This is a genomic window from Pseudoxanthomonas sp. USHLN014 (genome assembly GCF_037153335.1).
GTDB classification, from domain to species: domain Bacteria; phylum Pseudomonadota; class Gammaproteobacteria; order Xanthomonadales; family Xanthomonadaceae; genus Pseudoxanthomonas_A; species Pseudoxanthomonas_A winnipegensis.
The window spans coordinates 207,836-227,518 of record NZ_JBBCKO010000007.1 but is presented as its reverse complement, the minus strand read 5'-3'; the positions used below and the strand labels follow the sequence as shown (position 1 = coordinate 227,518).

General features: G+C 68.1%; 15 protein-coding genes. 13 read left to right on the top strand and 2 right to left on the bottom strand.

Features of this window, described 5'->3' with window-relative positions:
- Window positions 1-19: 19 nt before the first annotated feature.
- Window positions 20-766, bottom strand: coding sequence for an electron transfer flavoprotein subunit beta/FixA family protein (locus WFQ05_RS14285; protein WP_337054297.1), 747 nt, complete (start codon window positions 764-766; stop codon window positions 20-22).
- Between the two features lie 175 nt (window positions 767-941).
- Between WFQ05_RS14285 and WFQ05_RS14280 the strand changes: the two genes are divergently transcribed.
- The 6 genes from WFQ05_RS14280 to WFQ05_RS14255 all read left to right on the top strand — a co-directional run bounded on the left by WFQ05_RS14280 (window position 942) and on the right by WFQ05_RS14255 (window position 7,327).
- Window positions 942-2,255 carry a hypothetical protein gene (locus tag WFQ05_RS14280; protein ID WP_337054296.1) on the top strand — a complete coding sequence of 438 codons (1,314 nt, stop codon included), beginning with the start codon at window positions 942-944 and terminating at the stop codon, window positions 2,253-2,255.
- 315 nt (window positions 2,256-2,570) lie between these two features.
- Entirely contained in the window at window positions 2,571-3,650 is a 1,080-nt protein-coding gene (rfbB, locus tag WFQ05_RS14275) for a dTDP-glucose 4,6-dehydratase (RefSeq protein WP_337054315.1), read from the top strand.
- A 23-nt stretch (window positions 3,651-3,673) separates the two neighbouring features.
- Window positions 3,674-4,582 (top strand): glucose-1-phosphate thymidylyltransferase RfbA, encoded by a 909-nt coding sequence (gene rfbA / locus WFQ05_RS14270; RefSeq protein ID WP_337054295.1) that lies wholly within the window; start codon window positions 3,674-3,676, stop codon window positions 4,580-4,582.
- On the top strand, window positions 4,579-5,136 hold the full coding sequence (rfbC, locus tag WFQ05_RS14265; RefSeq protein ID WP_337054294.1) for a dTDP-4-dehydrorhamnose 3,5-epimerase: 558 nt from the start codon (window positions 4,579-4,581) through the stop codon (window positions 5,134-5,136). Before rfbA ends, rfbC begins: the two co-directional genes overlap by 4 nt.
- Window positions 5,133-6,026: a dTDP-4-dehydrorhamnose reductase gene (rfbD, locus tag WFQ05_RS14260; protein ID WP_337054293.1), complete on the top strand. Its 894-nt coding sequence runs from the start codon at window positions 5,133-5,135 to the stop codon at window positions 6,024-6,026. The genes rfbC and rfbD overlap by 4 nt, the downstream gene beginning before the upstream one ends.
- Before the next feature lie 134 nt (window positions 6,027-6,160).
- Window positions 6,161-7,327, top strand: a complete 1,167-nt coding sequence (locus tag WFQ05_RS14255) for a nucleotide sugar dehydrogenase (RefSeq protein WP_337054292.1) — start codon at window positions 6,161-6,163, stop codon at window positions 7,325-7,327.
- A 67-nt stretch (window positions 7,328-7,394) separates the two neighbouring features.
- On the opposite strand, the gene WFQ05_RS14250 is transcribed toward WFQ05_RS14255, so the two are convergent.
- Window positions 7,395-8,741: a phosphomannomutase gene (locus tag WFQ05_RS14250; protein ID WP_337054291.1), complete on the bottom strand. Its 1,347-nt coding sequence runs from the start codon at window positions 8,739-8,741 to the stop codon at window positions 7,395-7,397.
- A gap of 591 nt (window positions 8,742-9,332) precedes the next feature.
- On the opposite strand from WFQ05_RS14250, the gene WFQ05_RS14245 reads away from it, so the two are divergent.
- From WFQ05_RS14245 to WFQ05_RS14215, 7 genes are all read left to right on the top strand, one after another.
- The gene (locus WFQ05_RS14245; protein WP_337054290.1) at window positions 9,333-11,054 is read left to right on the top strand and encodes a thiamine pyrophosphate-requiring protein; all 1,722 of its coding nucleotides are present in this window, start codon (window positions 9,333-9,335) and stop codon (window positions 11,052-11,054) included.
- A gap of 13 nt (window positions 11,055-11,067) precedes the next feature.
- Window positions 11,068-12,300, top strand: a complete 1,233-nt coding sequence (locus WFQ05_RS14240) for an alpha-hydroxy acid oxidase (RefSeq protein ID WP_337054289.1) — start codon at window positions 11,068-11,070, stop codon at window positions 12,298-12,300.
- 129 nt (window positions 12,301-12,429) lie between these two features.
- Complete coding sequence (locus WFQ05_RS14235) at window positions 12,430-13,833, top strand: sodium:solute symporter family protein (protein WP_337054288.1); 1,404 nt, start codon at window positions 12,430-12,432, stop codon at window positions 13,831-13,833.
- Complete coding sequence (locus WFQ05_RS14230) at window positions 13,830-16,826, top strand: molybdopterin cofactor-binding domain-containing protein (protein ID WP_337054287.1); 2,997 nt, start codon at window positions 13,830-13,832, stop codon at window positions 16,824-16,826. Before WFQ05_RS14235 ends, WFQ05_RS14230 begins: the two co-directional genes overlap by 4 nt.
- Window positions 16,823-17,650 carry an FAD binding domain-containing protein gene (locus WFQ05_RS14225; protein ID WP_130523103.1) on the top strand — a complete coding sequence of 276 codons (828 nt, stop codon included), beginning with the start codon at window positions 16,823-16,825 and terminating at the stop codon, window positions 17,648-17,650. The genes WFQ05_RS14230 and WFQ05_RS14225 overlap by 4 nt, the downstream gene beginning before the upstream one ends.
- On the top strand, window positions 17,638-18,150 hold the full coding sequence (locus WFQ05_RS14220) for a (2Fe-2S)-binding protein (RefSeq protein WP_337054286.1): 513 nt from the start codon (window positions 17,638-17,640) through the stop codon (window positions 18,148-18,150). The genes WFQ05_RS14225 and WFQ05_RS14220 overlap by 13 nt, the downstream gene beginning before the upstream one ends.
- Window positions 18,143-19,666, top strand: a complete 1,524-nt coding sequence (locus tag WFQ05_RS14215; protein ID WP_130533899.1) for an AMP-binding protein — start codon at window positions 18,143-18,145, stop codon at window positions 19,664-19,666. The genes WFQ05_RS14220 and WFQ05_RS14215 overlap by 8 nt, the downstream gene beginning before the upstream one ends.
- The last annotated feature ends 17 nt before the right edge of the window (window positions 19,667-19,683 follow it).

Here is a 19,683-nt window from a genome sequence, read left to right as displayed (position 1 = left end):
GCGGGAACGACAGGCAGCCTTAGAGCAGGCCCTTCTGCTTGAGTGCGGCGACCAGCTCTGCGGCGTCCTTGACCATCACGCCACGGCTGCGCTTGGGCGGGGCGGCGTAGTGGGCCACTTTCAGTTCCGCGCCGGCTTCCACGCCGAGGTCGGCGAAGGGGAGGGTCTCCAGCGGCTTGGACTTGGCCTTCATGATGTCCGGCAGCTTGATGAAGCGCGGCTCGTTGAGGCGCAGGTCGGTGGTGATCACGGCCGGCAGATCGACTTCCAGCGTTTCCAGGCCGGCGTCGACCTCGCGCGTCACCGTGGCCTTGCCGTCGGCGATCTCGACCTTGGAGGCGAAGGTGGCCTGCGGGCGACCCCACAGCGTGGCCAGCATCTGGCCGGTCTGGCTGGCGTCGTCGTCGATGGCCTGCTTGCCCAGGATCACCACGTCCGGCTGCTCCTTCTCGATCAGCTTGAGCAGGGTGCGCGCGGCGGTCAGCGGCGAGACCGGGCCATCGGCGACCACGTGCACGGCGCGATTGGCGCCCATGGCCAGGCCGTTGCGCAGGTGCGCGGCCGCGTCGGCCGGGGCGATGGTCGCCACGACCACTTCGGTGGCCACGCCCTTGTCGCGCAGGCGCAGAGCCTCCTCCAGGGCGATCTCATCGAAGGGGTTGGGGGAGAGCTTGACGCCCTCGGTCACCACGCCGGAGTTGTCCGGCTTGACCTGGATGCGCACGTTGTAGTCCACCACGCGCTTGTAGGCGACGAGAATCTTCATCTGAAAGGGGTCCTTCAGCAGCAAGGGGGAGCATCCGGTCTCGAAATGGAAAGCCGGTCCGGAACGCCAAGTCTAGCTGGCTTGCGTTGACCGTGCGACCGCGTATGGCAGGGCTCGCACTGTCTTGAGCCGGTTCAAGTGGCTACTCTAACCTTCGGTTACGTCGTCCATCCCAATGTCCTCATCCACGGTGCGTCCGCCATACGGCCTCCTGCTCGCAATTGCCGTTGCCGGCATGGTCTTGCGCCTACTGTTCGTACGGGCGATTCCCTTGCAGCCCGTGGCGGATTTCGCTCGCTACGTGGAAGTTGCAAGCAGTATCGCTAGCGGCGAAGGGTTCCGTATATCTGGCATTCCTTATATTTCCCAGCCGCCTTTGTATCCGGGAATCTTGGGTTTTTGGTTCATGCTGACCGGCGTCAGCATAGAAGCGGGGAAGATTCTCAATCTCGTTCTATGGATTGGGACGTTCTCAACCTGGATTTGGCTGGGCGCTAGACTGCAGCTGCGTCCAGCTTGGCAAGTTGCCTCGTTAACCGTGCTTGCGTTTCATCCGGCGTTGATCGCTTATTGCAACGTGCTTGGAACCGAGTCGTTGTCAGTCTTTCTCGCCGTGCTAGGCATAGCGGTGGCGGTCGCGCGCGTGCCCAGTCGCCCACTGCTGCTAGGCGCCGTCTTGGCGTTGACCGCGTTGAACAGGCCGCAGATGTTGCCGTTGCCGGCGTTCGGGGCCTTGGCTTTGTTTCTGCGCGATGGAAATCATCTTGCGACGTGGCGACGGGTCGGCGCGATGCTGCTGGGCTTTGCGTTGATGCTTGGCCCTTGGGTTGCGCGCAATACAGCGATTTTTGGTGAAGTTGTTCCTGTAAGCGCCAATAGTGGATACGTCCTATTGGTCAACAACAACGATGCCAATGTCCAGAGTGGATGGATGCCGTTGGGGAGTGTGCCGTTGCGAAATGAGGATAGAGTCCTTTTCGAAAAGGCAGGATTCTCAGACGATTTCTTTTCGGCGCAGAGCGAAGACTGGAAGCTTCGCCACTGGACGCCTGCTGCCGACGCCATTGGGGCTGGCGTTGCGCGTCGCTGGATTGCTGAGCATCCCGGCCGCTTTCTGAAGTTGGCTCTGCTTCGCCTGTCGGGATCCTTTGATGTCGGAAGTCTTATGCACTGGCCCTTCCTGGAAAGGGGAGGCTCGCCTGTCTGGCTGGGTAAGTTGACAGCGGTATTGAATATCGGGGTGGCGGTTTGGGCGGTGATCGCACTACTGCGCATGAGCCGTCGTCCAGACGACTGGGAGCTTGTGGACTGGCTGGCGGTTGCTACGCTCGGATTGGGTGTGATATCGATCTTGGTGTTCGAGGGGCAGGGTCGCTATCTTCTGCCTCTCATGCCGGCAGCAGTGTTCGTTATCGCTGCTTCGGGAAGGCTTACGTCGCCGGGGCGGTTGTCCGGCTCGAAGCGTACATTGGGTCCTGCGGGCGGTTGAATCCCCGCGCGATGCCCACTAAGAGAGTATGTAGACGGTACTTGATTGGTCACGGGTCGCGCTGGCTTTATCTGTACGAGCTTCATCTTTGACGCGGTGGCGCTCGGTGCCAAGGCAGCCAACTCTGGCGCGCTAACCCCTTGTGAACTGTCCTCCAGGCGGCCGCTAGCTGGCGCGGGGCTTCTAGCCGGGTGGGCGTGACCGTGCGACAGCGTATGGTTCCCAGGCGCCGAAGTCCGGTCTCGATGACCGTCCTGTTCACGGAGCATGCCCGACACGCTCTATCCTTTCGCGCTGCCGCCAAAGGTGGCCCTCATGCATGATCAGGAGACATCAGTGGGACAGACGTGGTTGGTCACCGGAGGAGCTGGTTTCATCGGCGGGAACTTCGTCCTCGAGGCAGTCGCCAGAGGCGTCAAGGTGGTCAACCTCGACGCGCTGACCTATGCCGGCAATCTCCGGACCCTGGCCTCGCTGGAGGGCAACCCGGGCCACGTATTCGTCCGCGGCGATATCGGCGATGGCGCGCTGGTGTCTGCGCTGCTGGCGGAGCATCAGCCCGACGCCGTGCTGAACTTCGCGGCTGAGAGTCATGTCGACCGCTCCATTGATGGACCCGGCGCGTTCATCCAGACCAATGTGGTCGGTACGCTCGGTCTGCTGGAAGCCGTGCGGGACTACTGGAAGTGCCTGCCGGCCGCGCGCGCCGAGGCGTTCCGTTTCCTGCATGTGTCCACCGACGAGGTCTACGGCACGCTGGGCGAGACCGGCAAGTTCACGGAAGAAACGCCGTATGCGCCCAACTCGCCCTATTCGGCGTCCAAGGCGGCCTCCGACCACTTGGTGCGTGCGTTCCACCATACCTATGGGCTGCCGGTGCTGACCACCAACTGCTCCAACAACTACGGCCCGTATCACTTCCCCGAGAAGCTCATCCCCCTGGTGATCACCAAGGCGCTGGCCGGCGAGCCGCTGCCGGTGTACGGCGATGGCAAGCAGGTGCGCGACTGGCTGTTCGTGTCCGATCACTGCGAGGCGATCCGGACGGTCCTGGCCAAGGGACGCGTGGGCGAGACCTATAACGTCGGCGGCAACTCGGAAAAGCAGAACATCGAGGTCGTCAAGGCCATCTGCGCGCTGCTGGATCAGCGCCGACCGCGCGAGGACGGCCAGCCGCGCAGCAGCCAGATCACCCATGTCACGGATCGACCGGGCCATGATCGCCGCTACGCGATCGACGCCTCGAAGCTGAAGAACGAGCTGGGCTGGGAACCCCGCCACACCTTCGAGCAAGGCATCGCGCAGACGGTGGACTGGTACCTGGCCAATCAGGACTGGGTCAACGGCGTGCTCGACGGCAGCTACCGGCTCGAGCGCATCGGAGGTGTGCAATGACCACTTCACTGAGAAGTCCGCGCATGGATGCGAGGTCCGTTGCGAAGGATGCGCGTCGCGGCATCATCCTCGCCGGCGGCTCGGGCACGCGGCTGTATCCGATCACCAAGGGCGTCAGCAAGCAGCTGCTGCCGGTGTACGACAAACCCATGATCTACTACCCGCTGAGCGTGCTGATGCTGGCGGGCATCCGGGAAGTGCTGGTCATCAACACCCCGCACGAGCAGGCGCTGTTCCGGCAGCTGCTGGGCGATGGCTCGCAGTGGGGCATGGAGATCCAGTACGCCATCCAGCCCAGTCCCGATGGCCTGGCCCAGGCCTACACGATCGGTCGTGACTTCGTGGACGGCAAGCCGAGCTGCCTGGTGCTGGGAGACAACATCTTCCACGGCCACGGCCTGACCGAGACGCTCCAGCGCGCGGATGCGCGCCGTGAGGGTGCGACGGCGTTCGGCTATTGGGTCAATGACCCGGAGCGCTACGGCGTGGCCGAGTTCGATGCCAGCGGCAAGGTGATCGACATCGAGGAGAAGCCGGCCAAGCCGCGCTCCCATTACGCGGTGACGGGGCTGTACTTCTATGACGGCCATGCGCCCGAGCATGCGGCGTCGCTGAAGCCCTCGCCCCGTGGCGAGCTGGAGATTACCGATCTCAACCGCCGCTATCTCGAGGCCGGGCAGCTGCATCTGGAAGCGCTGGGCCGCGGCTACGCCTGGCTGGACACCGGCACGCACAAGTCCTTGCACGAGGCTTCCAACTTCATCGAGACCATCCAGCAACGGCAGGGCCTGCAGGTCTGCTGCCCGGAGGAGATCGCGTTCGGGAACGGCTGGATCGACGCCGCGCAGCTGGAGCGTCTGGCGGCGCCGTTGCTCAAGAACGACTACGGCCGTTACCTGCACGCGCTGGCTGCCCGAGGAGAAGTGGTTTGAAGCTGATCGAGACGTCGCTTCCAGGCTGCACCATCATCGAGCCGGCCGTCTTCGGCGACGAGCGCGGCTTCTTCATGGAGACCTGGAACGCCGCGCGCTACGGCGAGCTCGGCCTGCCCGATCGTTTCGTGCAGAGCAATGTCTCGTCCTCGTCCAAGGGCGTGCTGCGCGGCCTGCATTACCAGTGGCCCAATCCGCAGGGCAAGCTGGTCAGCGTGCTGGAAGGCGAGGTCTACGATGTGGCCGTCGACGTCCGCCTCGGTTCGCCCACCTTCGGTCGCTGGGCCGCCGTGGTGCTGAGCGCGCAGAACAAGCGCCAGTTCTGGATCCCCGAAGGCTTCGCGCACGGTTTTGCGGTGCTGTCCGAGCGCGCGCTCTTCAGCTACATGTGCACCAACGTCTACGACAAGACCGCCGACGCGGGCGTGCGCTGGGACGATCCGGCCATCGGCATCGACTGGCCGATCGGCTCGCCGAACCTGTCCGACAAGGACGCGGCCGCCTCGCTGCTGGCTGAGGTGCCGCAGGCGCGCCTGCCGGTCTACACGCCGTGACGCTCCTGCTGCTGGGCGCCAACGGTCAGGTCGGCCGGGAGCTGCGCCGCGCGCTGGCGCCGCTGGGCGAGGTGGTCTGCACTACGCGCAGCGGCACGCTGGAAGACGGTGCGGCATGCGAAGTCGCCGATTTCGATCGGCCCGAGAGTCTGCCGGCGCTGCTGGATCGCCTCGCGCCTACCGTCGTGGTCAATGCCGCGGCGTACACCGCGGTGGACAAGGCGGAAGAGGATCGCGATGCGGCATTTCGCGCCAATGCGGAGTCGCCTGGCGCCCTGGCGCGCTGGTGCGCCGAGCATGGCGTGCCGCTGGTGCACTACTCGACCGACTACGTGTTCGATGGTCAGGGCACCGCGCCTTACGCCGTCGATGCGCCGACCGCGCCGCTAGGCGTGTATGGCGCCAGCAAGCTGGCGGGAGAAGAGGCGGTCCGCGCGGCCGGCGGCCAGCATCTGATCTTCCGCACGGCATGGGTCTACGCCTCGCATGGCAAGAACTTCCTCCTGACCATGCTGCGCGTCGGCGCGCAGCGCGATGAGCTGCGGGTGGTGGCCGACCAGATCGGCACGCCCACCTCGGCGGCGCTGATCGCCGACGTCACCGCGCAGGTACTGCGACAGGGAACGAAAGCCTCCGGCACCTGGCATCTGACCACGGCGGGCCAGACCAGCTGGCATGGGTTCGCCGAGGCCATCTTCGCCCGCGCCGTGGCGGCCGGCCTGCTGCCGCGCGCTCCGCAGGTGGTGGCGATCCCGACGTCCGAATATCCGACCCCGGCGCGGCGTCCGGCCTATTCCTGCCTGGACACGACGACGCTGCGACGCGACTTCGGTATCGACCTGCCGGCGTGGGAAACCGCGCTCGACAGCGTGGTGGCCGAACTGAGGTAAGGCTTTCGTGACGGCTGTTGCGCTTTGCGCGGCGGCCTTCGCACGCAGATCGTGCTCGTCTGGCCAAGCCATCGGCGGTTATGGCGCCGTGCCGTATCGTAGGCTCGCTTCCATCCCCCACGAGGTTGCGATTCATGAAGATTGCGGTGGCCGGTACCGGCTATGTTGGCCTGTCCAATGGCGTGCTGCTGGCGCGGCACCATGAGGTGGTGGCGCTGGACATCGTGCCGTCCAAGGTCGAGCTGATCAATCAGGGCCGCTCGCCCATCGTCGATGCCGAACTGGAGGCCGCGCTGGCGCAGGGCGGCCTGAACTTCAAGGCAACGCTGGATCCGGTCGAGGCCTATGCCGACGCGCAGTTCGTCATCATCGCCACGCCGACCGACTACGATCCGGACACCAATTACTTCAACACCCGCTCGATCGAGGCGGTGATCGCCCAGGTGCTGAAGATCAACCCGGCCGCGACCATGGTGATCAAGTCGACCGTGCCGGTGGGCTATACCGAGAAGGTGCGCCAGCAGTTCGGGACGGACAACATCCTGTTCTCGCCGGAGTTCCTGCGCGAGGGCAAGGCGCTGTACGACAACCTGTATCCCTCGCGCATCATCGTCGGCGAGCGTTCGCCGCGCGCGGAGGTGTTCGCCGGCCTGCTCAAGGAAGGTGCGCTGAAGCAGGACGTGCCGGTGCTGTTCACCGAGCCGACCGAGGCCGAGGCGATCAAGCTGTTCGCCAACACCTACCTGGCCATGCGCGTGTCCTACTTCAACGAGCTGGACACCTATGCGGTGACCCATGGCCTGGACAGCCGGCAGATCATCGAAGGCATCTGCCTGGACCCGCGCATCGGCTCGCACTACAACAACCCGTCCTTCGGCTACGGCGGCTATTGCCTGCCCAAGGACACCAAGCAGCTGCTGGCTAACTACCAGAGCGTGCCGCAGAACCTGATCCGCGCCATCGTCGATTCCAACACCACGCGCAAGGACTTCATCGCCGCCGACGTGCTCAAGCGCAAGCCGCGCGTGGTCGGCATCTACCGCCTGATCATGAAGGCCGGCTCGGACAACTTCCGCGCCTCCAGCATCCAGGGCGTCATGAAGCGGCTCAAGGCCAAGGGCGTGGAGGTGATCGTGTACGAGCCCACGCTGAGCGAGGCGGAGTTCTTCCGCTCGCGCGTGGTCAACGATCTGGACGCGTTCAAGCGCGAGGCCGACGTGATCATCAGCAACCGCATGGCGCCCGCGTTGAACGATGTCGCCGACAAGGTCTATACGCGCGACCTGTTCGGCGACAACTAGGGCAACGATCGGCGCAGCAGAGTGAGAAGTGAGTAGCGCATGCCGCTCACTTCTCACTCCCGAGTTTTCACCCCTGCAGCAGCGCCGAAATCTCGTCGGTCTTCTGCTTCAGCAGCGCCGCGTCGCCGCGGGTTTCCACGTTCAGGCGCAGCAGCGGCTCGGTGTTGGAGCTGCGGATGTTGACACGCCAGTCGCCGAAGTCGGCGCTGGTGCCGTCGGTGTAGTCCAGCTGCGGCTTGAGGTCGGCGTAGTGGTCCATGACGCGCTGCACGGCGGCCTTGGCGTCGCTGACCTTGAAGTTGATCTCGCCGCTGCACGGGAACTTGGCCACGCGATCGGCGACCCAGTCGCCCAGCGAGCGGCCCGAGGTGGACACCAGCTCGGCGATCAGCAGCCAAGGGATCATGCCCGAGTCGGCGTAGGCGAATTCGCGGAAGTAGTGGTGCGCGCTCATCTCGCCGCCGTACACGGCGTTCTCGGTGCGCATCTTCTCCTTGATGAAGGCGTGGCCGCTCTTGCACAGCACCGGCACGCCGCCGGCGGCCTCGACCATCTCGACGGTGTTCCAGGTCAGGCGCGGGTCGTGGACGATCTTGCCGCCGGGCTGCTTCTTCAGGATCGCCTGGGCCAGCAGGCCGACCAGGTAATAGCCCTCGATGAACTGGCCGTGCTCGTCGAAGAAGAAGCAGCGGTCGAAGTCGCCGTCCCAGGCGATGCCGAAGTCGGCGCCGTGCTGCTTGACCGCATCGGCGGTGGCGGCGCGGTTCTCCGGCAGCAGCGGGTTGGGGATGCCGTTGGGGAAGTGGCCGTCGGGCTCGTGATGGATGCGGATGAACTCGAGCGGCAGGTGCGGGGCGAGCAGGTCGACGATGGCGCCGGCGCCGCCGTTGCCGGCGTTCACCACCACCTTGAGCGGCTTGAGCGCGTCGGGCTTGATGTAGCTCAGCAGGTGCTGGATGTAGGCCGACTTGTCCGCGCGGTGTTCTTCCTTGGCGGTCGGCGCGGTGGCCGGCGCGGTGTCGGCCTCGGCCTTGTCGCGGATGTCGAACAGGCCGGTGTCCGAACTGATCGGGCGGGCCTGCTCGCGCACCAGCTTCATGCCGTTGTAGTCCATCGGGTTGTGGCTGGCCGTGACCATCACGCCGCCGGCTGCCTTGAGGTGATCGGTCTGGAAATAGACCTCCTCGGTGCCGCACAGGCCGATGTCGATCACCTCGCGGCCCTTGGCTCGCAGGCCCGCGGACAGCGCGTCCTGCAGCCCGGCGCTGGTCAGGCGCACGTCATGGCCCAGCACCACCGGCCCGGCGTCCAGCATGTCGGCCAGCGCCACGCCGATGCGGCGGGCCAGGTCCTCGTCCAGCTCGTCGGGCACGCGGCCGCGGATGTCGTAGGCCTTGAATGCGGGTAGCGCCATGGGCGGGAGTCCTTAAGAAGATTTGGGGGGCGGGGAGTGTAACGGGCCGAAGGGAAAGGACGCGTGGTGCCAGCAGGGGCGGCGCGGCCTCGGCGGCCATGCGTTCGGCAGCCCGGTGGGCGGCTGAGGGGTCGATGGAGGAAGCCCGGAGACGTCGTTCCCTGCACGGCAGTGGTCGTCTTTCGCCGGCTCGGCCGTGGGCGCGTGGCGGCGCATGGTCGCGCAGAGCGGCGCTCGAAAGACGCGTCAGAGCGGACGCAGCCCAGCGATTGGCGCGGAAGCACCAGCGTGGCCGCGTAAGAGAGATCCTCGTCCGGTCGGCCGGCGCAGCGCGGGCCGCCTGCTGCAGAGCAAGAAGGGCGCTGCCTTGGCGCATCCCGTCCTGCCTGCGCGCGGTCACGGCACGCAACGCATCGGTAGCCCAGGATGGGCATCACGCATGATGATGAATTCAATAATTAATCATTACTTGTTCTGATTGAGCTGCGCTTTGTAGAGTCGGTCGCACTCGCCCCAGGCCGCGATCCGCTCGCGACCGGCAGGGGCACGACCACAGACGCACCAGGCGTGCGTCGACACCGGGAGGGTGTGATGTCCGACGGAACCGCGAAAGCGGAGGCACGGTCGCGCGTCGACAGTGCTGCCGACCTGTTCGTCCAGGCCCTGGCCAGGGTCGGCGTGCGCTATTTCTTCGCCAACGGCGGCACCGACTTCCCGCCGATCGCCGAGGCCTTCGCCCGTGCGGCCCTGGATGGCACGCCCAGCCCGAGGCCGATGGTCATCCCGCACGAGAACGTCGCCGTGGCCATGGCGCACGGCAGCTACATGATCGACGGCCAGCCGCAGGCGGTGATGGTCCACGTCAATGTCGGCACGGCCAACACCATCAATGCCGCGCTCGATGCCAGCCGCGACCAGACCCCGGTGCTGCTGTTCGCCGGGCGTTCGCCGTATTCCGAACGCGGCCGCCACGGCACGCGCACGCGCTACATCCACTGGGCGCAGGAGATGTTCGACCAGGCCGGCATGATCCGCGAAGCGGTCAAGTGGGACTACGAACTGCATCTGCCCGAGCAGGCCGGCGAGATCGTGCAGCGCGCGCTGCAGGTGGCGATGACCTCGCCGCGCGGCCCGACCTATGTGACCCTGCCGCGCGACGTGCTGGCCGAAGCGGTCGGCGCGCATGCGGTCGCACCGCAGCCGCTGAAGCCGCCGGCCGCCCCGCGGCCCGATCCGGACGACATCGCCACGCTGGCCGGCTGGCTGCGCCAGGCGCAGCGTCCGCTGATCGTGACCGCCAGCGCCGGTCGCACCGAGGCCGGCTTCGCCGCGCTGTCCACGTTCGCCGAGCGCTTCGGCATCCCGGTGGCGGTGTTCCACCCGCGCTTCCAGAACATCTCCGCTGAGCATCCGCTGTTCGCCGGCTACGACCCGGCGCCGCTGGTGGCCCAGGCCGATCTGATCCTGGCGCTGGACTGCGATGTGCCGTGGGTGCCCGCGGTGCAGAAGCCGCCCGCCGATTGCCGGGTCGCGCATCTGGGCGAGGATCCGGCCTATGTGCGCTACCCGATGCGCAGCTTCCGCACCGATCTGGCCCTGTCGGGAACCACCGCAGTCCTGCTGCAGGCCCTGACCCAGGCCCTGCACGACGCCGGTGGCATCGACCCGCAGGTGGTGCAGGCGCGCACCGAGGCCTGCGTCGAACGCACCGCCGCGCTGCGCGCGCAGTGGCGGCAGGCCGCGGCGAACCCCGCGGGCGCGATCACACCGGAATGGATCAGCGCCTGCATCGCCGAGGCCGTCGGCGAGGACGCGATCATCGTCAACGAGTACCCGCTGCGCCAGCCGCAGTGCTCGCAGACCCGGCCCAATACCTACTTCGGCCTGAGCCCCGCCGGCGGCCTGGGCTGGGGCCTGGGCGCGGCGCTGGGGGCCAAGCTGGCCGCGCCGGACAGGCTGGTGGTGGCCACGCTGGGCGATGGCGCCTACATGTTCGCCAATCCCACCGCCTGCCACTGGGTCAGCGAGGCGCATGCGCTGCCGGTGCTCACGGTGATCTTCAACAACGCGCTGTACGGCGCGGTGCGCAACTCGACCAAGGCGATGTACCGCGATGGCCACGCCGCGGGCGACGCGCACCGCATGCTGGCCGAACTCTCGCCTTCGCCGCGCTTCGAGCATGCCGTGGAAGCCAGTGGCGGCCTGGGCCTGCGCGTGGAGCACGCCGACGATCTGCCGACGGCCCTGGCGCAGGCGGTGGCCGCGGTCCGTGGCGGCCGCCAGGCGCTGGTCAACGTGATCTGTGAGTACTGAGCAGGCCATCGCGATGTCGTCCCCGGTGCGCGAAGCGAACGCGGCCCCGGCACATGGCTGGGGCACTGGCGGCCTGAGCGGCGCGGCCGCCGCGCTGCGTCGTCGCTATCCCACCATCGACGACCTGGAGCGCGCCGCGGGCCGGCGTGCGCCGCGCTTCGCGCGTGACTTCGTCGCCAATGGCCTGGGCGACGATGTGTGCCTGCGCCGCAACCGCGCCGCGCTGGACGCGTGCCAGATCGTGCCGCGCTACGGGCTGGACGTGCGCCAGGTCGACACCGGCGTGAGTTTGTTCGGGCAGCGCTACGCCATGCCGCTGGGCGTGGCGCCGATGGGCCTGGCCGGCCTGCTGCGCGCCGGTGCCGACGAGGCGCTGGCCGCGGCGGCGCAGGCGGCGCGGGTGCCGTATGTGTATTCCTCGGTGGGCAACGCGACCATCGAGCGCATCGGCCAGCTCGCGCCGGACGTGTTCTGGTTCCAGCTCTACGCCGTACCCGCGGACGACCACCGCGTCTCGCTCGACCTGGCCCGGCGCGCGGCGCGCGCGGGCGCCAGGGTGCTGGTGGTGACGCTGGACGTGCCGGTCCGCGCCAAGCGTTCGGGCGATGTGCGCAACGGCCTGGTGGTGCCGTTCAAGCCGCGCCCGCGCACCGTGCTGGACGTGCTGCGCGCACCGCGCTGGGCGCTGGACCTGCTGCGCCACGGCCAGCCGCGCTTCGGCAACTTCATTCCCTATGCGGGCGACGCGCCCAGCACCCGGCAGCTGGCGAGCTATGTGTTCCAGCAGATGGCCGGGCCGATGACCTGGGATGCGCTGGTGCGCATCCGCGATGCATGGCCGCACGCGCTGGTGGTCAAGGGCGTGCTGCATCCGGACGATGCGCAGACCGCGCTGTCGATCGGCGCGGACGGCGTGCTGGTGTCCAACCATGGCGGGCGCCAGTTCGATGCGGCGCCGGCGGCGCTGGAGGCCTTGCCGGCGATCGTCGAACGCGTCGGCCAGCACGCCACGGTGCTGGTCGACGGTGGCCTGCGCCATGGCGTCGATGTGCTGCGCGCGCTGCGCTGCGGTGCCCACGCCGCGCTCGCCGGCCGCGCCTTCCTGTGGGGCCATGGCGCGGCCGGTCCGGCCGGCGCGGCGCATGTGGCCGCGCTGTTCCAGGAGGAATTCAGGATCGCGCTGGCCCAGGCCGGCGTGCGCACGCCCGAAGAAGCCCGCGCAGGAGGCCGCGCGGCCAGCTCCTGATCCGATGTCTTCGCTTACCACCATCCACACGATCCGCAGCGTCACCACGCGCCCTGGGAGGGGCAGGTCGATGAACAAGCAGCACCGGCAACTCGCGCCGCGCCCGGCCACCCGGCAGGACGTGCGCGCATGAACCTCACCCTCATCGCCATCGTCGGCGGCTACATGCTGGCGCTGGCCGCGATCAGTTTCTGGGCCCGACGCTATGCCAAGACCGCGCACAGTTTCACCAGCGGCGGCAGCAACTTTCCGGCGATCCTCATCGGCTTCCTGCTGATGAGCGAATTCATCGGCACCACCGCCAGCGTAGGCACCGCGCAGGTGGCTTACAAGCAGGGCATTTCCTCGGCCTGGAACCTGGCCGCGCTCGGCGTGGGCTTCGTCCTGTTCGCCTTCCTGATGGCCCGGCGCTTCAAGGACATGCAGGAAAACACCATCTCCGGCGCGATGGCGCGCACATACGGGGAGCCGGTGCGCTTTGCGACCTCGGTGATCATGATCTTCGCCCTGCAGATCGTCGCGATCTCGGTCTACACCAGCGGCGGGGCGGTGCTGGCCGGGCTGCTCAAGATCGACCGCACCCTGGCGATCGTGATCGTCGGCGTGATCGGGGTGCTGTACGTCAGCCTGGGCGGCATGCGCTCGGTCATCTACACCAACGTGCTGCACGCGATGGTCAAGTACCTAGGCATCGCCATCGCGCTGGGCTATGCCCTGTCCAAGATCGGCGGCTACGAGCAGCTGCACGCGCGGCTGCCGGCCAGCATGTTCAGCCTGACCGGCGTGGGCTGGGGCCAGATCGGCGCGTGGATGGTGGCCGGCGTCGGCGCGGTGCTGGCCACCCAGTACGTGGTGCAGGCGATCGCGACCGTGCCCGACGGCCGGCGCGCGCGCGCGGCCAGCTTCTACTCGGCCCTGCTGATCGTGCCCTTCGGCATCGCCGCGGCGATCGTCGGCATGTGCTGCGTGCTGCTGTTTCCCAACATCAATGCGCTGCAGGCCTTCCCGACCCTGGTCGCGTCGATGAACGACTTCATGGCTGGCCTGGTGGTGGCGGGCCTGGCCGGATCGCTGTTCGGCACCATCTCGGCGCTGAGCATGGGCACGGCCACGCTGATCTACAAGGATTTCTACGCGCGGTTCTTCCAGCGCGACAAGACCGATGAGGTCAGCGCGCTGCGCTTCGTGCGCATCGCCACGATCGTGGTCGGGCTGATCCCGATCCCGCTGGCGGTGGCCTCCACGGAGGTGCTCAACGTCACCTTCCTGGCCAAGTCGCTGCGCGCCACGCTGGCCGTGCTGCTGCTGATCGCCTTCTATGCGCCGCGCTTCGGTTCGCCGCGCGGTGCGCTGGCCAGCATCCTGCTGTCGCTGTTCGTGACCATCGGCTGGTACCTGGCCGGCAATCCGTTCGGCATCGACAACGCCTATGTCGCCCTGGCGATTCCCCTGGTGGTCATGGCGCTCAGCCATCCCTTCCGCGGCAAGGGCCGGGTGGCGGCGGGCGTGAAGCTGGAACACGGAACACGATGACGCAAGCCGACACCCGCTCGCACGACGAAACGCTGGCGCCCGGCCAGTGGACCGGCCGTTCCCTGCCGCGCGTGGAAGATGCCGCCCTGCTGAGCGGGCGCGGCCGCTACTTCGACGATCTCGGCACGCCGCCGCGCACCCAGCATGCGGCGATCCTGCGCTCGCCGCATGGCCATGCGCGCGTGCTGCACGTGGATGCCGACAAGGCGCGGGCCCTGCCGGGCGTCTGCGCGGTGCTGACCGGGGCTGACATCCAGCGGCTGACCACCAGCCTGGTGGTCGGCGTCAAGGCGCCGATCGAATGCTGGCCCATCGCCACCGACCGCGTGCGTTACGTCGGCGAGCCGGTCGCGGTCGTGGTGGCGCGCGACCGCTACCTGGCCGAAGACGCGATGGAGCTGATCGAGGTCGAGTACGAGGCGCTGGACGCGGTGGTCGATCCGCAGCTGGCCATCGCACCCGATGCGCCGGTGCTGCACGAGGGCCTGGGCGGCAATATCGCCAGCGAGCGGTCCTTCCGCTACGGCGATCCTGAGACCGCCTTCGCACAGGCCGCCCATCGCGTGTCGGTGGAGGTGCGCTATCCGCGCAACAGCTGCACGCCGATCGAATGCTATGGCGTGCTGGCCGAGTACGACCCGGGCATCGACGGCTACGACGTGATGGCCAACTTCCAGGGCCCTTTCAGCATCCATGCGGTGATCTCGCGGGCGCTGAAGGTGCCGGGCAACCGCCTGCGCCTGCGCACGCCGCCCGAGTCGGGCGGTAGCTATGGCATCAAGCAGGGCATCTTTCCCTACATCGTGCTGATCGCCGCTGCCGCGCGCGTGGCCCAGTGTCCGGTGAAGTGGGTCGAGGACCGGCTCGAGCATCTGTCCGCCTCGGTCTGCGCGACCAACCGCGACACGACGCTGACGGCGGCGGTCGACGCCGATGGCCGCGTGCGCGCGCTGGCCTGGGACCAGCTGGAGGACTGCGGCGCGCACCTGCGTGCGCCGGAGCCGGCCACCCTGTACCGCATGCACGGCAACATGACCGGTGCCTACGCGATCGCGCACGTGTCCATCCGCAACCGCGTGGTGCTGACCAACAAGATGCCAACCGGCCTGAACCGCGGCTTCGGCGGTCCGCAGGTGTACTTCGCTTTGGAACGGCTGATGCAGCGCATCGCCATCGAACTCGGCCTCGATCCGCTCGAGGTCATCCGCCGCAACCTGGTGCCGGCCGAGGCGTTCCCGTATCGCACCGCCACCGGGGCGCTGCTGGATTCGGGCGACTACCGCACCGCGGTGGACCGCGCCGTCGAGGAGGGCGGCCTGGCCGAGTTGATCGCACGGCGCGATGCCGCGCGCGCCGAAGGCCGCCACTACGGCATCGGCTTCACCGCCGCGGTCGAGCCCAGCGTGTCCAACATGGGCTACATCACTGCGGTGCTCACGCCCGAGCAGCGCGCCAAGGCCGGGCCGAAGAACGGCGCGCAGGCCACGGCGACCATTCAGATCGACGCGGTCGGCTCGGTCAGTGTGCACGTGGCCTCGGTGCCGCAGGGGCAGGGCCATCGCACGGTGCTTGCGCAGGTGGTGGCCGATGCCTTCGGCCTGACCCCGCGCGAGATCCGCGTGGTGACCGAGATGGACACCGCGCGCGATGCCTGGTCGATCGCCTCGGGCAACTATTCCAGCCGCTTCGCCGCCGCCGTCGCTGGCGCCGCGCATATCGCCGCCATGCGCCTGCGCGAGAAGCTGGCCAGGATCGCCGCCGCCCAGCTCGGCTGCGCGTGGCAGCAGATCGAATTGGTCGAGGGCACGCTGCGGCACAAGGGCAGCGATGCAAGGCCGCTGCCCTTCGCGCGCGTGGCCTCGTCCAGCCATTGGGCGCCGGGGACCCTGCCGGACGAGGTGGACCATGCGATCCGCGAGACCGCGTTCTGGACGCCGCCGCAGCTCACCGCGCCCGATGCGCAGGACGGCGTCAACAGCTCGCTGTGCCACGGCTTCATCTTCGACTTCTGCGGCGTGGAGATCGACCGCGACACCGCACAGGTGCGCATCGACAAGTACGTGACCATGCACGACTGCGGCCGCATCCTGCATCCGGGAATGGTCGAAGGCCAGGTCAACGGCGGCTACGCGCATGCGCTGGGCGCGGCGCTGTACGAGGAGCACAGCTACGGCGCCGACGGCAGCTTCCTGTCCGGCACCTTCGCCGACTACCTGGTGCCGACCGCGATGGAAGTGGTCCCGCCGCTGATCCTGCATCACGAGACGCCGTCGCCCTTCACGCCGCTCGGCGCCAAGGGCGTTGGCGAGGGCAACTGCATGTCCACGCCGGTATGCCTGGCCAATGCAGTGGCCGACGCGCTGTCGATCGCCGATGTCGAACTGCCGCTGCTGCCCGCGCGCCTGGCGCTGCATCTGCACGGGGAGGAGGCCCCGCCCTCGCGGCCGCTGGCCAAAAAGGCCGCGCCGCCGGCCAAGCCGGGCGAGCGCAAGCTCACCGGCGAGGGCTTGGCCAGGGTTGCCGCGTCGCGTCAGCAGGTGTGGAACATGCTGCTGGATCCGGACACGCTGGCCTCGGTGATCCCCGGCGCGCACGGCATCGAACGACCTTCGCCGACCGAGTTCACCGCCGATGTCACGCTCGGCATCGGCCCGGTCAAGGGCCGCTACAAGGCCAAGGTCGGCCTGCACGATCTCGACGAGCCCGAATCGCTCACGCTCAAGGGCACCACCACCGGTGCGCTGGGCTTCGGCAACGGCAGCGGCGCGGTGACCCTGAAGGAACCATCGCCGGGCCACACCGAGATCCATTACCGCTACGAAGTGGTCATCGGCGGCAAGGTCGCCTCCATCGGCGGGCGCCTGCTGGACGGCGCGGCCAAGGTGGTGATCGGCCAGCTGTTCGACGGCTTGGCCGCGAAGGCCGGCGGCGGCAAGGGCGGTATCGCCGGATGGTTCAAGCGCGTGCTGCGCAGGTTTGGAGTGGGTCTGTGAAGCCGGCGCCGTTCGACTATCTCCGCGCCGAATCGCGCGAGGAGGTGCTGGCGCAGCTGCACGAGCACGGCGATCAGGCGCGCATCATCGCCGGCGGCCAGTCGCTGGTGCCGATGCTGAGCATGCGCCTGGCTAAGCCGGCGCTGCTGGTGGATGTCATGCATGTCGAATCGCTGGCCAGGATCGAGGCCACCGAGGCCGGCATCCGCATCGGCGCCGGCGTGCGCCAGGCGGCGCTGCTGGAATGGAGCGCACGCGATCCGCGCCTGCCGCTGCTGGCCAGGGCGCTGCCCTGGGTCGGCCATGCGCAGACACGCAACCGCGGCACCGTGGTCGGCTCGATCGCCCATGCCGACCCCAGCGCCGAGCAGCCGCTGTGCCTGCTCACCCTGGGCGGCACGCTGCAGCTGCGCCAGCGCAGGAAGGCGCGTTCGATCCCGGCCTCGGAGTTCTTCGTCGGCATGATGGCCACCGCACGCGGCGATACCGAGCTGATCGAGTCGGTGACCTTTCCCGCCGCGCAGCCGGGCACCGGCTATGCCTTCGGCGAAGTGGGCCGCCGGCACGGCGACTTCGCCATCGTCGCCTGCGCCGCGGTCGCCACCGAACATTCCGTGCGCCTTGGCGTGGGCGGGGTGGCCGACGTCCCCACCGTGCGCGAGCTGCCGCTGCCGGGCGCGTCGGATTTCGACGACGCCCTCAACCAGTACGCCTGGGACCTGGACGCCCGCGACGATCTGCACGCCACGGCGCGCTATCGCCGTGCGCTGGTGCGCCGCCTGGGCCGCGAGACCATCGAGGAGGCCCTGCGATGCCGAAACTGATCGCCAGCCTGCGCCACACCGTCAGCCTCACGCTCAACGGCCGCCGGGTCGAGGGGCAGGCCGAGCCGCGCATGCTGTTGTCCGACTTCCTTCGCCACGAGCTGGGCGCCACCGGCACCCATGTGGGCTGCGAACACGGCGTCTGCGGCGCCTGCACCGTGCTGATCGACGGCGTGCCGGCGCGCTCGTGCCTGGCGCTGGCCGTGCAGAGCGACGGTGCGCAGGTGCAGACCGTGGAAGGGCTCTCGCCCGACGGCGGCCACACGCTGGGCGTGCTGCAGGAGGCCTTCCGCGCGCACCACGGCCTGCAGTGCGGCTTCTGCACGCCCGGGATCCTGATGTCGCTGGACGGCTTCCTGCGCGCATCGCCCGACGCCAGCGAGGACGAACTCAGGGAGATGCTCTCCGGCCATCTGTGCCGGTGCACCGGCTACGCAACCATCATCAAGGCCGCCCTGCACGCGCAGCGGCTGTTGAAAGAGGAACGCGCACATGCTTGATCTCGGCACCAGTTTCCTGGCCAGCGTCGAACGCGACCCCAAGGCCCTGGCCATCGTCGATGGCGACACGCGCCTGACCTATGCGGCCTGGTACCGGGCCATCTCCTCGGTCGTCGCGGCGCTGGACGCCGCCGGCGTGCGCCACGGCGACCATGTGGTCAGCGTGCTGCGCAACCGCTGGGAAGCGGCCACGCTGCACTGGGCCTGCCAGTTCGCCGGCGTGATCCTGACCCCGCTCAACTGGCGCGCCACCGCCGAGGACGTGGGCTTCTGCGTGCACGACGCCGAGGCGCGCGTGATCGTGTACGAGGACGCGCCCTCCAAGTCGATCGCCGCCGCCGGCCTGGACGAGTCCGTGCTGCACGTGACCCTGGACATCGAGCGTCCCGGCGCGCAGCGCTTCGCCAGCTGGCTGGCCCTGGACGCGCCGCCGGCCACGCCGCGCGCCACGGCCGATGACTGGTCGCTGATGCTCTACACCTCGGGCACCACCTCCAAGCCCAAGGGCGTGCCGCGCCGCCACCGCGCCGAGCGCGCCGCGGCCATCGCCCATGTCGCGCAGAATCTCTACGGCAACGGCGAGCGCACCTTGGGGGTGATGCCGCTATACCACACGATGGGCGTGCGCTCGCTGCTGGCCAGCTCGATCATCAACGGCGTATTCGTCTGCCTGCCCAAGTTCGACGCGGCCCGCGCGCTGGCCCTGATCGCCCAGGAGAAGATCGACAACCTCTATCTGGTGCCGACGCTGTACCACGACGTGGTCCATCACCCGGACTTCGCCGGGACGGATGTGTCCTCGGTGCGCAAGCTCGGCTATGCCGGCGCGTCGATGACCGATGGCCTGCTCAGGAAGCTCGATGAGGCGTTCAGGCCGGACCTGTTCGTCAACCACTATGGGTCCTCGGAGGTCTACACCTTCACCATCGAGGACGACGCGGCCGGCAAGCCCGGCAGCGCCGGACGCTCGGGCATCAACCAGATGGTCCGCGTGGTCAAGCTGGAGGCGAGCACGGGCGAGGAGCGCGCCGCGGTCAACGAGGAAGGCCAGATCGTCGCGCTGCTGGCCGGCGACGAGGCCTTCGAAGGCTACTGGCGCCGCCCGGACGCAGACGCCAAGGCGCTGCGCAACGGCTGGTACTTCACCGGCGACACCGGCTATGTGGACGAGGAGGGCGATCTGTTCGTCACCGGCCGCGTCGACGACATGATCATCTCCGGCGGCGAGAACGTCTCGCCGGTGGAGATCGAGAGCCATCTCTCGCTGCATCCCAAGGTCGATGAGGTGGCCGTGGTCGGCCTGCCGGACGAGCGCTGGGGCAGCGTGGTCACCGCCTTCATCAAGGCCAATGCGCCGGTCACCCGGGAAGAGCTCGACGCCTGGTGCCGCGATTCCAAGCTGGCCAACTTCAAGCGCCCGCGCGACTTCGTGTTCGTGCAGGACATTCCCAAATCGCCGGTCGGCAAGCTGCTGCGCCGCAAGCTCACCGCCGGCGAATACGCCCTGGCCCCTTGAAGCCTCTTCTTTCCCCT